The organism is Nocardioides yefusunii (genome assembly GCF_004014875.1).
Classification (GTDB): domain Bacteria; phylum Actinomycetota; class Actinomycetes; order Propionibacteriales; family Nocardioidaceae; genus Nocardioides; species Nocardioides yefusunii.
Genome location: NZ_CP034929.1, coordinates 629,601 through 643,755, shown reverse-complemented (window position 1 = coordinate 643,755; position 14,155 = coordinate 629,601). Strand labels below are relative to the sequence as shown.

The 14,155-nt window shown below is 70.0% G+C and carries 13 protein-coding genes; 6 read left to right on the top strand and 7 right to left on the bottom strand.

The window, feature by feature from the left end:
* The first annotated feature begins 100 nt into the window (after nt 1–100).
* On the top strand, nt 101–1,231 hold the full coding sequence (locus tag EOV43_RS02860; RefSeq protein ID WP_128219595.1) for a glutamate--cysteine ligase: 1,131 nt from the start codon (nt 101–103) through the stop codon (nt 1,229–1,231).
* 69 nt (nt 1,232–1,300) lie between these two features.
* Here the strand turns inward: EOV43_RS02860 and EOV43_RS02855 are convergent, their stop codons facing one another.
* Entirely contained in the window at nt 1,301–2,536 is a 1,236-nt protein-coding gene (locus EOV43_RS02855) for a site-specific DNA-methyltransferase (RefSeq protein ID WP_128219594.1), read from the bottom strand.
* Nucleotides 2,537–2,595: 59 nt separating this feature from the next.
* Here EOV43_RS02855 and EOV43_RS02850 point away from each other — a divergent pair, with 59 nt between their 5' ends.
* The 3 genes from EOV43_RS02850 to EOV43_RS02840 all read left to right on the top strand — a co-directional run bounded on the left by EOV43_RS02850 (nt 2,596) and on the right by EOV43_RS02840 (nt 4,974).
* On the top strand, nt 2,596–3,210 hold the full coding sequence (locus EOV43_RS02850) for a mismatch-specific DNA-glycosylase (protein ID WP_128219593.1): 615 nt from the start codon (nt 2,596–2,598) through the stop codon (nt 3,208–3,210).
* Between the two features lie 56 nt (nt 3,211–3,266).
* Nucleotides 3,267–4,289 (top strand): GTP pyrophosphokinase, encoded by a 1,023-nt coding sequence (locus EOV43_RS02845; RefSeq protein ID WP_128219592.1) that lies wholly within the window; start codon nt 3,267–3,269, stop codon nt 4,287–4,289.
* A 97-nt stretch (nt 4,290–4,386) separates the two neighbouring features.
* Nucleotides 4,387–4,974, top strand: coding sequence for a hypothetical protein (locus tag EOV43_RS02840; RefSeq protein WP_128219591.1), 588 nt, complete (start codon nt 4,387–4,389; stop codon nt 4,972–4,974).
* 32 nt (nt 4,975–5,006) lie between these two features.
* On the opposite strand, the gene EOV43_RS02835 is transcribed toward EOV43_RS02840, so the two are convergent.
* The 4 genes from EOV43_RS02835 to cysS form a co-directional block, all read right to left on the bottom strand.
* Nucleotides 5,007–5,567: a hypothetical protein gene (locus tag EOV43_RS02835; protein WP_128219590.1), complete on the bottom strand. Its 561-nt coding sequence runs from the start codon at nt 5,565–5,567 to the stop codon at nt 5,007–5,009.
* A gap of 135 nt (nt 5,568–5,702) precedes the next feature.
* Entirely contained in the window at nt 5,703–7,319 is a 1,617-nt protein-coding gene (locus tag EOV43_RS02830; RefSeq protein ID WP_239022195.1) for a metallophosphoesterase family protein, read from the bottom strand.
* A 20-nt stretch (nt 7,320–7,339) separates the two neighbouring features.
* Nucleotides 7,340–8,293: a 23S rRNA (guanosine(2251)-2'-O)-methyltransferase RlmB gene (rlmB, locus tag EOV43_RS02825; RefSeq protein ID WP_128219589.1), complete on the bottom strand. Its 954-nt coding sequence runs from the start codon at nt 8,291–8,293 to the stop codon at nt 7,340–7,342.
* An 81-nt stretch (nt 8,294–8,374) separates the two neighbouring features.
* Nucleotides 8,375–9,796 carry a cysteine--tRNA ligase gene (cysS, locus tag EOV43_RS02820; protein WP_128219588.1) on the bottom strand — a complete coding sequence of 474 codons (1,422 nt, stop codon included), beginning with the start codon at nt 9,794–9,796 and terminating at the stop codon, nt 8,375–8,377.
* A gap of 155 nt (nt 9,797–9,951) precedes the next feature.
* Between cysS and EOV43_RS02815 the strand changes: the two genes are divergently transcribed.
* Complete coding sequence (locus EOV43_RS02815) at nt 9,952–11,283, top strand: peptidase C39 family protein (RefSeq protein ID WP_128219587.1); 1,332 nt, start codon at nt 9,952–9,954, stop codon at nt 11,281–11,283.
* 21 nt (nt 11,284–11,304) lie between these two features.
* Here EOV43_RS02815 and EOV43_RS02810 read toward each other — a convergent pair whose 3' ends face one another.
* Nucleotides 11,305–12,921, bottom strand: a complete 1,617-nt coding sequence (locus tag EOV43_RS02810) for a molybdopterin-dependent oxidoreductase (protein ID WP_128219586.1) — start codon at nt 12,919–12,921, stop codon at nt 11,305–11,307.
* 31 nt (nt 12,922–12,952) lie between these two features.
* On the opposite strand from EOV43_RS02810, the gene ispF reads away from it, so the two are divergent.
* Entirely contained in the window at nt 12,953–13,438 is a 486-nt protein-coding gene (gene ispF, locus EOV43_RS02805; protein WP_128219585.1) for a 2-C-methyl-D-erythritol 2,4-cyclodiphosphate synthase, read from the top strand.
* On the opposite strand, the gene EOV43_RS02800 is transcribed toward ispF, so the two are convergent.
* Nucleotides 13,439–14,152, bottom strand: coding sequence for a winged helix-turn-helix domain-containing protein (locus EOV43_RS02800; RefSeq protein ID WP_164878634.1), 714 nt, complete (start codon nt 14,150–14,152; stop codon nt 13,439–13,441). It abuts the gene before it with no gap.
* Between the last annotated feature and the right edge of the window lie 3 nt (nt 14,153–14,155).

Below are 14,155 nucleotides of genomic sequence, written 5' to 3'. Positions count from 1 at the left end.
CGTCCCGCACGTGAACGCGTGTGAACGACTTCCGGTGAGTGTCACCACAGCCCGTCCATGCCATCCTCACGACGGGGTTCCGCCCCCTATGCTTCCGACCATGCGCATCGACTTCCACTCCTCCCCCAGCCCTACCGTGGGCGTGGAGTGGGAGCTCGCCCTCGTCGACCGGACCACCCGGGACCTGGTGAACGCCGCCGACGACCTGTTCGCCTCCGCGACCCCGCAGATGGCCAGCCCCGAGCGGCTGCACAAGGAACTGCTGCGCAACACCGTCGAGGTCGTCACCGGCATCTGCCACACGGTCGGTCAGGCCCGCGAACAACTCCGGGACGTCCTCGACGTCGTGGTCCCGGCCGCCGACCAGCTCGGCGTCGACCTGTTCGGTGCCGGCTCACACCCGTTCGCGAAGTGGTCCGAGGCCCAGGTGACGCCCGGCGCGCGCTACGAGGAACTCATCGACCGCACCCAGTGGTGGGGCCGCCAGATGATGATCTGGGGCGTCCACGTCCACGTCGGTCTGCCCGAGCGCGACCGCGTCCTGCCGGTGATCGGCGGCCTCCTCAACCACTACCCGCACCTGCTGGCTCTCTCGGCGTCGTCACCGATGTGGGACGGCATGGACACCGGGTACGCCTCCAACCGCGCGCAGATGTTCCAGCAGCTGCCCACCGCGGGTCTGCCGTTCCAGTTCGAGAAGTGGGAAGAGTTCGAGCGGTTCTCCGGCGACCAGATCACCACCGGCGTGATCGAGGAGCTCAACGAGATCCGCTGGGACATCCGGCCCGTCCCGCGTCTGGGCACCGTCGAGACCCGGGTCTGCGACGGGGTCTCCACCCTCGACGAGATCAGCGCCCTGGCGGCGTTCGTCCAGTGCCTCGTCGTCGACCTCGACACCCGGATCGCTTCCGGGGAGAAGATCCCCACCCTGCCGCCGTGGCACGTCCAGGAGAACAAGTGGCGCGCTGCGCGCTACGGCCTCGACGCGATCGTGATCCTCGACGCCGACAACCGCGAGCAGCTCGTCACCGAACACCTCGCCGAGGAGCTCCAGCGTCTCGAGCCGATCGCGGCCCAGCTGGGCTGTGAGGAGGAGCTCGACGGCGTGTGGCGGATGGCCGAGCACGGCGCCTCCTACCAGCGTCAGCGTCGCGTCGCCGAGGAGAACGACGGAAGCCTGGTGGCCGTCGTCGACTCCGTCGTCAGGGAGTTGCGCGAGTCGCTGGGCTGACCGCCCCACGCCGCACCGCACCGCACCGCAATTGTCGGATTGATGCCACTCCGGCGGCGTGTCACCGCATCAAGGCAACAGTTGCGCGGGCAGATCGGCAGGAAGGTTGTCGGACAGGTCAGCGTCGGGACGGGTGAACACCTGCTCGACGAGCCCTCCCCCGACCTCCTCGGCCACCGCTCGCAGCCGGGCCCGGGTGATGTCGGCGACCGTCGTCAGACCCGCCAGAGCCGCAGCCGATCCGGCGCGCGTGGGTTCGGCGACGTTGATCGAGACGCAGGTGCGCGTCCCGCCGTCCTCGACGTTGAGCATCGCGACCGCGTGCCCGGTGGTCCCCGAGCCCGCGAACGGGTCCAGGACGCGGGCGTCGTCGGGCATCGTGCGCAGCACCCGCCGCACCAGACCGGTGGGCTTGGGCGACTCGAAGACCTTGCCGATGAGCTTCTTGAGCTCGGCGGCGGAGGTGTCGGTGGAGCCGATCTCCTCGTGGTGCCAGATCGTGCGGAGCTTCTTGCGGCGACCGCCGGGAGCGTCGAGCCAGTCGCGCTGGAAGATGTCGGCGCGCGGCCCCTTGAGGCCGCGGATCTCCCGACAGACCAGGTCGTGGGGACGTTCGGCGGCGAGCTTCACCGACCAGCGCCACACCGCTGCGGCACCGTCCCCGAAGACCGGCAGGAACGCGGTGCTTCCCTCGAACGGCTCGACGTCGACGCGACCGGTGATGGGGTCGCCGTGCAACGGGTAGTGCAACGTCGGCGTGGAGACCGGGTTGAACTTCTTGTTCGTGTTGCGCAGCGGCAGGAAGCGGTGCGCGCGACCGTCGTCGGTGACGTGCGGGAAGTCGGCCGGGTCGACGGTGTCGGTGGTGCGGGCGTCCAGGACGCACTGCTTGGCGTCACGGGAGTAGACGAGCAGGTACTCGTGGTTGGTCGCGAAACCCGAGCCGAGCTGGCGGCCCTTGGAGTTGAGGTTGACGACCACCTGGGCGAGGAAGTTCTCCTCACCGAAGACGTCGTCCAGGAGCAGCCGGAGCCGGGCCTGTTCGTTGTCGTCGATGCTGATCGCGAGCGCACCGGTGGGCGCCAGGACGCGGTGCATCTGCTCCAGCCGGGGACGCATGAACGCCACCCATGCCTCGTGCCGTCCGGCCCGACGACCGTCGCGGCCGCGGAACGTGTCGACGTAGGCGAAGTCGTTGCCGGTGTTGTAGGGGGGGTCGGTGACCACGAGATCGACGCTGGCCTCCGGCATCGCCGTCAGGACGTCGAGATTGTCTCCCTCGACGAACGTGTTCCAGGTGGTCATCTCGCGAATCTAACCGTCCGGAAGCGGGGCGGCACGATCGCCCCGACTAACCTCACCCCATGGCCCGCTTCACCCGCGACGAACTCGAGACCTACCGCGACGCCGAGGTCCCGGACCTGCTGGGCGACGACGTGAAGCTGCTCTTCGTGGGCATCAACCCGGGCCTGTGGACCGCGGCGACGCTGACTCATTTCGCGCACCCCACCAACCGGTTCTACCCGGCTCTACACCGGGCCGGGATCACCGAGCACCTCATCGATCCGGTCGACGGGATGACGCCCTTCGACCGCGACTACATGAAGGCGCGCGGCATCGGGTTCACCAACGTGGTGCGTCGAGCCACTGCGCGGGCCGACGAGCTGAGCGCCGAGGAGATCACCGAGGGCGGCCAGCAGTTGCTCGCGACCGTCGCCCGGGTCCGTCCGCGGGTGGTCGCGATCGCGGGCCTGACGGTGTACCGCCAGGCGTTCGGACAGAAGAAGGCCGTCGCCGGACGTCAGGAGCTGCCTGAGCCGGACCTGTTCGGTGGTGCCGATCTCGCGGGGGCCAGCGACCTGTGGTCGGGCGCCGAACTCTGGGTGGTGCCCAACCCCTCGGGGCTGAATGCCCGCGAGACCGTCGATTCCCTGGCCCAGGCGTACGCCGGACCGGCCCGGGCCGCCGGCGTCATCTGACCGCTCTTGCGCCGTGGTGGCGTGAACCTGTGGGTGCCGTAGTGCAGGCTGGTCCCATGATCGACTCCGCGTCCACGCACGAAGGCCCCGTTCGCGACTCCGTCCGTGAGTACGCGGCGTTGCGACCGACCCTGGTCGAGCCGACCCTGCGGTGCGCGGAACTCATCACCTCGCTCCTCGACGACACCGGCATCAACTACCTGACGGTGACGTCGCGCACCAAGACCGTCGCCTCGTTCGCAGCGAAGGCGGCGCGGATCCAGGCCGCCGACCCGGCAGCCGACCCGATCGCCGCGATCACCGACGCCGTGGGCGTCCGCGTCATCACCTACGTCCAGGAGGGCGTCACCGCGGTGGCTGCCCTCTTCGAGCAGGAGTTCCAGGTCCTCGACGACCGCGACATGGGCCTGGAGACCGCAGCGCTGGGCAACTTCGGCTACTCCTCGCGACACATGCTGGTGCGGGTGCCCGACGAGGCCCCGGAGGGGTTCGAGGACATTGCCGGGGCGGTCGCCAACGTTCAGCTCCGCACTGTCCTGCAGCACTCGTGGGCCGAGTTCGAGCACGACATCCGTTACAAGGGCACCATCCCGGAGTCGCTGGCCCCTGACCTCAACCGACGCTTCACGCTGGCCGCCGGTCTCCTGGAACTGGCCGACCGGGAGTTCTCCTCGATCCAGGCCCAGTTGCAGGCTGACGCCCCACGACCCGACCTCGGTGAGGACCCGCAGGACCCGCGCATCGCCGCCGCCGACCTCGCGGCGTTCCTCGACGCCCAGTACCCCGACGCGGGCTGGTCGAAGTCGGAGCACTACGGCTGGATCTCCGGGCTGCTGCTGGAGCTCGGCATCACCTCGCTGGCCGAACTCGAGGCACTGCTGACCAGCGTCGACATCGACGCGATGATCGCGCACATGGGCTACAGGCACCCCACCGGAGCAGTACGACGTCTCGACGACGCCCTGCTCGGGATCTTCGGCGAGCAGTACGTCGGGCTCAAGGAGAACGCGCACCGCGTCCCGTCGTTGCAGGCACGTCTGGCGAAGCTCACCCCGGCGCCGGTCGACGACGACCTCTGACCAGACCACCCGGGCTCGGCACGAGGTCCGTACCACCGGCATAGAAACCCCCGGTCCCCCGGTTTCTGGACTCCGTACGGGGATAGCCTGCCGCTCCGTGACCTCACCGCAGAGCGCCCGCCCGCGCACCGACCGTCCGCTCCTTCTCGACCGCCGCACCGCGGTGCGCACTGCCGCATGGGCGGTGCCGGCGGTCAGCGTCGCTGCAGCCGCTCCGGCCTTCGCGAGTTCCGGCAACACCGTCTCCTTCGGCGTCTGGCACGGCTCGTGGTACTTCCCCAGTGACGGCGTCCCGGAGGCGAGTTTCTGGGGCGAGATCCAGAACGACTCCGCCACGACCGGCACTGCCATGACCGTCATCCTGACCCTGCCGGTGCCCGCCGGCGTGAGCGTCACCCTGACCCCGGTCGACGACGTGCCGGGGGGCCCGGGATTCGGTGACGGCTTGTCCCTGTACGGCGACCGGACGAACGCCACCGGCAGGTTCACGTTCTTGGTCGACGAGCTCCCTGCGACGGGATTCGCCTTCTTCGAACTCGTCACCGCGACCTTCAGTTCCGACCCCCGCACGCTGGGCCCGGACGGCTTCGAGCCGTGGACGGTCACGGTGACCATCGACGAGAACTCCCTGGCCACCGGGTACTCCGCGGACGGCGGGCCGGAGTGGTCGTTCGTCCTCGTCTGACCTCCGCCCTCGCCGTCCCACAGCCAGGTCGACTAGAAGCCGAGGGGTGCGCGGCCGATGGGATTCCCCTGTGCGTCGAGTTGCCTGAGTTCGCTCACCTTGATCCCTGCCGCGGTGTAACGGTCCCAGATCCGGACATCGAAGTCCGGAGCATCGACGTCGAATACCCACCCGTTCGGCATCTTCTGTCGGTCCAGGAGGCCGTCCTCGTCAACGCTGACGACAGCCATGGGCAGGCGCAATAGCCGAAGCACCGTGGTGACGTCCAACCGATCCGCCCGCGCGAGGTCCAGCAGATGCTGGGACACGACGCGCATGGGCATCACGTGCTCACCCGTCGTACCCACGGTTGAGCCGTCTGACCCAATGGAGCGCTTCTGATCCTTGAGCTTCCATGCCTCCTCGGACCACCAGGAACCTGCCGAACGCTTGCGGTGGCCCTGCTTGGTCTCCCTGGGCTTGGCCCAGACGTAGTCGACGTCGTCGCGGATGATCTTGGTCAGGTTGAGGTCAGTGCGGTCTTTGAGGAGTCCGACCAAGGCAAGGATCAACTGCGCATCGCGCTCGTCGCGTTCGTGTTCGCTCGGGTTCATGAGCAGTTGAATACCCCTGCCCTGTGCGGTGCACAAGCGCAATTGTCGGATTGATGCCCTGACACGCCGTGGCAGTGGCATCAATCCGACAATTGCGCAGGGACCCGCGCCCGGAGGCGCAGGAACGTGGGCGGCTCAGGCGTCCTTCGGGTCGGCGAAGTCGAAGGCGACGAACGGGTCGACCTCGTACTTGCCGTCGGTGCGCAGCGTGACGAGCTGCAGCCCGACAGGACGTCCGTCGGCGCCGTAGGTGATCAGTGAGATCTGGGCGTCGCGCTTGGGCTTCGACCCCACCGCGATCGCGTAGGCCGCACCACCGGTGGTGCCGTTGGTGAACGTGTAGCCACGCTTGGAGTTCTCGCCCTCGACGAGGGTGGGGCCCTTGTCGACGTGGTGGTGGCCGCCGATCACGAGGTCGGCGCAGCCAGCTGCGATCGCCTTCTTGGCCAGGTTGGGGTCGTGGACCAGCAGGGTGTTGACCCGTTCCCCGGCCTCGTCGAGGGCGCAGACCTCGTCGGCGACCTTCTGCTGGGCGTCGGCGAACGAGATGCCCTTGTCGTCACGCCACGACCCCAGCCCGGACGAACGCGGGTCGGGGTAGCCCATCAGACGCCCGCCGTTGGGGCCTTCGACGACGTCACCCTCGAGGACGTTCCAGCCGAGTCGGGCGAGCTTGTCGCCCACGAACGTGCCGTGGTCGTGGTTGCCGGTGACGGCCCAGCGGTCGAACGTCTTGAACTCCTTGTCCAACGACTCCAGGCTGAACGCCTCCCACGGCTTGCCGGTGGAGGTGTCGTCGCCGCCATCGAAGACCGTCGTCGATCCGACTGCGTCGGCCAGTGCCTTCGCGACCCGGTCCATGCCGACGTTGTCGTGACGGTCGGTGACGAAGACCGTGACGGTCTCCCCCGTGCCGGGCTGACGCAGGTCCTGCTCGGCCGCAGCTGCTGCGGCGTCGTCGTAGAAGGTCTGCGACTTCGACCAGGTGTCGACGACGCTGCCGACCAGCTTCTTGGAGCCGTCGGTCGCGGCGTTGGCTCGGATCTGGACCGCTGCGGCGTCGGCGGGCAGGTCGAGGTCGAAGTCGTCACCGAGGAAGTCGTCCAGGGTCGTCCAGTCACGCTGGGAGGCGATCGGGGCCTCCTCGCGCCACCACGGCTGCCACATCGCGACGCCCACCGCCAGCACCAGAGCGACCGCGAGCACCGGACGGAACCGGAAGTGACGCAGGTCGTCCCACATCGCGCGACGCCGTCCCGGCCCGACCAGCAGGTACAGGATCACCGGCACCAGACCGGCCGCCGCGCCACGCACCAGCGCCGAGACGCCCATCGCCACGACGAGGTCGACCACCTTGTCGGCCTGCGCCTCAGGGTTGGAGACGATCAGCGAGTAGCGGCTGATCAGTTCCTCGGTGGTCTCGGCGTCGGTCTTGCCCAGGGTGATCTCGACACCGACGGGTGAGTCGATCTCGATCCGGACGTCGGGCAGCACCGGACCGGTCGCGAGCACGGCGTGGGAGTCCAGGCGCGGCGCGACGACCGCGTCGTGACCCACCAGTTCGGTGGTGCGTTCGGAGCTGAGGAAGAACGCGAACGCGACGGCGGTGGTGATCACCAGCCAGACCACGCCCAGGACGAGGGCAGCGAGGAGTCGACGTCTGAGAACGGGGCGAGGCCCCCGTCCCTGCGTCGTTCCGGAACCGCTGGCAGCAGCGGCGGGGTCGACAGCAGGCACGGAGGCCTCGTCCACGGTGTTCTCCTCGGGGAGGATCAGGCGCGTGCCTGGGAGACGGCGTACAGGGTGACCGAGGCGGCCACACCGGCGTTGAGCGACTCGAGGTCGTTCGCCATCGGGATGGAGACGATCTGGTCGCAGGTCTCGGTGACGAGGCGCGAGAGGCCCTTGCCCTCGGAGCCGACCACGATGACGAGCGGGCCGACGCCCAGGCCGTCCTTGGAAGCGAGCTCCGGCAGGGAGACGTCACCGTCGGCGGCAAGGCCGACGACCATGCAGCCAGCAGCCTGGTAGTCCTTGAGCGCACGGACCAGGTTGACGGTCTGCGCGACGGGGGTACGGGCCGCGGCACCGGCGGAGGTCTTCCAGGCCGAGGCGGTCATGCCAGCGGCACGACGCTCGGGGATCAGGACACCGTGGGCACCGAAACCGGACGCCGAACGGATGACGGCACCCAGGTTGCGGGGGTCGGTGACCTGGTCGAGGGCGACGATCAGGGGGCGCTCGGAGAACTCGTCGGCGCGGACCAGCAGGTCCTCGGGGTGCGCGTACTCGTAGGCCGGGATGCGGGCCGCGATGCCCTGGTGGACGGCGCCACCGGTCATGCGGTCCATCTCGCTGCGGGTGGCCTCGAGCATCGTCAGGCCGACCTCGGCCGCAAGCTTGAAGATCTCACGCAGACGGCCGTCGCGCTCGGCGCCCTCGGCGACGTAGATGTGGGTGATCGGGACGCCGCCGCGCAGCGCCTCGAGGCAGGAGTTGCGGCCTGCGATCCACTCGGCGTCAGAGGTCTTGGTGCGCTTGGGACGGGCCTGAGCGACGCGCTCGCCCTTCTGAGCGATCTTGTACTGCTTGTGGTACGGACGCTCGGAGGCCTTCGGCGTCGGGCCACGGCCCTCGAGGCCACGACGGACCTGACCGCCGGAGCCGACGGTCGCGCCCTTCTTGCCCTTGCGGATGGAACCCTTGCGCTGGGAGTTGCCTGCCATGTTCTGCTGCTTTCTTCTGCGCGCTCGGTGTGCGCGGTGGGTGTGCGCTCGAGTGCGCGGGTGGGGGTGTTCGGGGGCCGGTCAGTCGGAGAGCGACCAGCGCGGGCCGTCGGGGGTGTCAGTGACCTCGACCCCGGCTGCCTTGATGGTGTCGCGGATCGCGTCCGCGGCGGCGAAGTCCTTGGCTGCGCGAGCGGCGGTGCGCTGCTCGAGCAGGGTCCGGACCAGAGCGTCGACGGCGTCGGTGAGGGCGCCGGTGTCACTGTCGGCGGCCGGGCCCCACGCCGGGTCGGCCGGGTGCAGACCCAGGACGTCGAGCATGGCGAGGACGGCGCGGGCACCGGCCTCCACCGCTGCGGCGTCACCGTCGGTGAGGGCCTTGTTGCCGTTCTTGACGTGGTCGAAGAGGACCACGACAGCACCAGCGGCGCCGAGGTCGTCGTCCATCGCGGCGACGAACGCCTCGGGGAGATCGGCCAGGGTCGCGGTGCCGGCCACGGTGCTCACGCCGGCGCGACCCAGGAAGGTCTCGATCCGACGGAAGCCGGTGGCGGCCTCGTCGAGCGCCTCGAAGGAGAACTCGACGTGGCTGCGGTAGTGGTGCTGCACCAGGTACCAGCGCAGCTCGATCCCGCGGTACTTGGTGAGCACGGCGGGAATGGTGAGGGAGTTGCCGAGCGACTTCGACATCTTCTCGCCGGCGGTGGTGATCCAGGCGTTGTGCATCCAGAAGTTGGCGAAGGCGTGGCCCGCGGCGCGGGACTGGGCCTGCTCGTTCTCGTGGTGCGGGAAGCGGAGGTCGAGGCCACCGCCGTGGATGTCGAAGGACTCGCCCAGGTATTTGCCGGCCATCGCCGAGCACTCGATGTGCCAGCCCGGTCGACCACGGCCCCACGGGGAGGGCCACGACGCGGTGCGCGGCTCGGTCTCGGACTTCCACGACTTCCACAGGGCGAAGTCGCGGGGGTCGCGCTTGCCGCGCGGGTCGGCGTCGGCGGCGGGCTCCATGTCGTCGATGCCCTGACGGGTGAGCTGCCCGTACTCGGGGAACGACCGGACGTCGAAGTAGACGTCACCGGAGCCGTCGGGGGCCGGGTAGGCGTGACCGCGCTCGATCAGGGCCTCGATCATCTCGACCATCTCGGGCACGTGGCCGGTGGCCGCGGGCTCGTAGGTGGGCGGTGCGACGTTGAGCGCGGCGTAGGCCTTGGTCAGCTCGCGGTGCATGTCGTAGGCGAGGTTGTACCAAGGGCGACCCTGCTCGGCGGCCTTGGCGAGAATCTTGTCGTCGATGTCGGTGGTGTTGCGGATGAACGTGACCTCGTAGCCACTCACCCGCAGCCACCGCTGCAGGACGTCGAAGTTCACGCCCGAGCGGACGTGACCCACGTGCGGCTCGGACTGGACCGTCAGACCGCAGACGTAGAGGCCGACCTTGCCCTCGACGAGGGGGACGAAGTCACGGACTTCACGGGTCGCGGTGTCGTACAGGCGCAGGCTCACGGGCACGATTCTACGGGTGGCGAGCGACGCCCGACGCATCCTCGCGCGGAGGATCGGTGACGTCCACCACCCCGCGCTGCCGCCCACGCGTGACAGTCCTGAGTCAGATCCGCGTTCGTGTGACTGCTGTGACGGCAGTGGCCTAGCCTCGACGCGTGTTCCCCACCACCCGCCGCCGTAACGCCGCCCCCGCGACCCGCCGTGCGACCGCCCCGCTGGTCACCGCCCTGACCACGACGCTGGCCACCGCGCTGGTCTCTGCCACCACCGTCGGCATGCTCGGCCTGGCGCCGAGCGCCCACGCAGCGAAGGCCAAGGCGAAGTCCCGCACCCTGCCCACCGCGACCGTGCTCACGACCAAGTCGTTCGACAGCACCGCGCAACTGGCCAAGGGCACCACCTCCGGCACCACCGTCGCGAACGGTTCGGTGAAGCTGAAGTCGCCGAAGAAGATCCGCACGATCGCCGGCAACCGCTACCGCACCGGCACCTGGACCTCGCCGTGGGTGAACACCAAGACCTTCACCGAACTGCTCCCGTCCTGGCAGGCCACCACGCCGGGCCACAGCCTCGTCCAGATCCAGGTCCGGGTGAAGAAGGCCGACGGCACCACTGGTTCCTGGGACACCCTGGCCCGCTGGACCTCGCAGAACGACGGCGTCCTCAACGGCTCGCAGGCCTACGCCCGCAAGTCGTGGACCAGGCAGAGCGACGACCTCGCCTCGATCGCCACCGACACCGTCGTCGTCAACGACCGCGCCGCCGGTGCCACCGGGTGGCAGGTCCGGGTCGAACTGATGCGTCGTGCCGGCACCACTGACCGTCCGGTGCTGCACCGTGTGGGAGCCAGCGCCAGCGAGGTCATCGCTCGTCGCACCACCTCGAAGCCCGGGAAGGTGGCCCGCGCCGGGATCGTCCTCGACGTCCCGCGCCTGTCGCAGATGACCCATGCCGGCCACTATCCCCAGTACGGCAACGGCGGCGAAGCCTGGTGCTCGGCGACGTCAGTGGCGATGGTGCTCGAGTACTACGGAGCCAATCCCGCCGAGGCACACGCCTACTCCCCCGTGCTGAACGGTCGAGCACACACCGACGGCGTCGTGGACTTCACCGCCCGCGCCGTCTACGACCACGCCTACCGCGGCACCGGCAACTGGGGCTTCAACACCGCCTACGCCGGGACGCTGCTGCGCAAGACCCGGGTGCACCGTCTGCCGCACCTGAAGTCGGCCGAGAAGTACCTGGCGGCCGGCACTCCGCTGATCGTCTCGGTGGCGTTCGGCAAGGGACAGCTGAGCGGCGCACCGATCTCCGCGACCCCGGGCCACCTGATGGTGCTCATCGGCTTCACCCCGGACGGCGACGTGATCGTCAACGACCCCGCCGCCAAGACCAACGACCAGGTGCGTCGTCGCTACGACCGTGCCCAGTTCGAGAAGGCGTGGCTGTCCCGTTCGGGCGGCCTCACCTACGTGATGGAGGACTGAGCCGCCGGCTCGGGTCGCGGGTCAGGAGTCGTCGGGCTCCTGGACCGTGAACCGCACCTCGTGCCAGCCAGTGGCGCCGCTCGGGACGGCGTCGTGCCGGACCGCGCTCTGGCGCTCCCCGCGACGGTTGGTCGCACGCACCCGCACCCGGTGTTCGCCGGGCTCGAGGTCGAGCTCGATCCCCCACTGCACCCAGGCGCGGTCGAGGCCGGGGTCAGCCAGTCCGGCAGGACGCCAGGCGGACCCGTCCACGGAGATCTCGACCTCCTGGACCCCGACCACCGGCTGCCAGGCCACGCCGCCGACCTCGATCCGACCTGCCGGGACGCGCTCGCCCGAGGCAGGAACCTGGATCGCCGAGGCGAGCCGGACCGGAACCCGACGTTCGACGTCCTCGTCGTCGCTCTCCACGGCGCGGGCCGACGTGACCTCCCAGTCCACGACGACGGGGCAGTCCACGGTGTCGGTGTAGTAGCCCGGCACCACACTGCGGGCCGGGAAGCCGTGTTCGATCGGCAGCGCCTCGCCGTTCATCGCGACCGCCACCATCGCTCCGCGCTCGTCGGTCATCGCCGCCAACGGCGTCGCACAACGCCATCCGTCAGCGGAGCTCTGGACCACGAGGTCGGCTCCCGAGAGAACTCCTGCCTCCTCCAACAGTTGTGAGGCGAGCACACCGCTCCACCAGGCGTTGCCGGCACGACGGCCGCCGACGGGGTTGTCGCGGTGCACGAGCGTGACCCACTCCTCGGTCATGCCGCGGGAGATCAGGTCGTCGTAGGTGAGTACGAGGGGGTTGCGGACCAGTCCGTGGATCACCAGACGCCACTGCGACACCTCGACGGTGCGGGGCGCGATCAGTGAACCGCTCCGCGGCGGGAAGTCGTCGTTGGGCGTCATCCACGGGGCGAGGCCACTCACCCCGGCCCCTGCTCGGGCGGGGACCAGCGGACGCGTGACGCCGGGGATGCGCAGCAGTCGGCGGGACTCGCTCAACGCCTTGCGGCTGCGTTCGAGCGCCCAGATCCCGACGCCGCTGGCAGCGGAGACCACCGCCCCTGCGCCCAGACCGACGATCACGCCACGACGGGCCACGACCAGTTCTGTCCCCGAGCCAGCGGTCTCACCGCGGTCGGCTGCGTCCCGGGCGGCGTCGAGCCTGCGCAGCGCGGGCCGCAGCAGTTCCTGGGAGAACACCCACGCCACGACGCTGGCCACCGGCGGCACCACCTGAGCGACCCCGGCCCCCGACGTCAGCAGGGCCAGGGAGAACGACCCCACCCCCAGCAGCGACCACACCGGCAGCGCGGCCCACCAGGCGTGGCGACGCAGCAGACCGGCGACGGCGAAGATCAGGACCATCAGCAGCGCCAGGACCACCAGCAGCAACGGCTTCAGCAGGGTGAAGAGGAACTCGGCGGTCGCCTGCGCCATCTCGCCGGGCGTGAGGCTGGAGATCGCGCTGACCACCGACGTCATGGGGGTCTCGCGCACCGACACCATCTCGGAGACCACCTGCCCGAGGCAGAGACCGACGACGCCCGACACGACGCCGCCCACGGCCCACCACAGCGCTCCGCGGGCGTCGGGAAGCAGGGCTGCGGCGGTTTCCTCGGGGGGCGTGGACGTCGGGGGCACAGGGTGATTCTTGCTCAGGCATCATGAGGACGTGACTGCACTTCCGCGTATCGGCCTCGGCACCGACGTCCACCGCCTCGTCGACGGGGTCCCGATGCATCTCGCCGGACTGGCCTGGCCCGACGAGGCCCAGGGCCTCGAAGGACACTCCGACGCCGACGTCGCGGCCCATGCCGCCTGCGACGCCCTGCTCTCGGCTGCCGACATCGGTGACCTCGGCAGCAACTTCGGCACCTCCGAGCCCGAGTGGGCCGGGGCGGCCGGGGCGACCCTGCTGGCCGAGACCGCACGACGGGTCCGTGCCGCGGGCTTCGAGATCGGCAACGTCTCGGTCCAGGTGATCGGCAACCGTCCGCGTCTGGGTCCGCGCCGTGCCGAGGCGGCCGCTGCGCTCAGCGCCGCCGTCGGTGCGCCGGTGACGGTCTCCGCGACCACCACCGACGGCCTCGGCCTGACCGGCCGCGGCGAGGGTGTGGCCGCGATCGCGACCGCGCTGGTCGTGGCCGTCGAGAGCTGATCAGCCCACGGCCAGGCGGTACCCCCGCTTGACCAACGTCTGCACCGCCGCCGATCCCACGGCCTGACGCAACCGCGCCACGGCGGTCTCCACGGCGTGTTCGGAACCGGCTGTTCCCGAGGGCAACGAGCCGAGCAGTTCAGCACGCCCCACGACGTGTCCGGGACGCTGGGCCAGGACCCGCAGCACCGCGGCGGGTGCCGGGGTCAGCCGCACCGGACAGTCGTCGACCAGCACTCCGCTGCCCCCCACGGTGAGCAACCGGCCGTCGTTGAGGCGAATCGTGGCGTCGTCCCCCTCGGCCGGAAGCACCCGGGCGAGCAGCGCGACGAGCTCTTCGACGCCAGCGCCTGCGGTGGCAGCGGCCCGCACCCCGACGGCGTCGAGTGCGGCCTGGGTGTCAACGCCGGAACAGACCACGGCGACGTGTTCCCTCATCGCGGTCAGCACCAGTTCGGTCATGCCGTGCTGCTCGGCACCGCGCAGCAGCGCGCGGACGGCCGAGGTCGAGGTGAAGGTGAGGGCATCGACGCGACGGTGTGCCACGGCGTCGAGAAGTTCGACGGACTCCGCCGCCCACGAGGTGTGTTCGGGAGCCAGGACCGGCGACCACACCACGGAGGCCCCGTGGCGGCGCAGCAGACCGACCTGTTCGCTGGCGCTGCGGGTGGCGGTCACGCCGACGCGTACTGCGCCGAGCACTCCCTCAGGCACTGG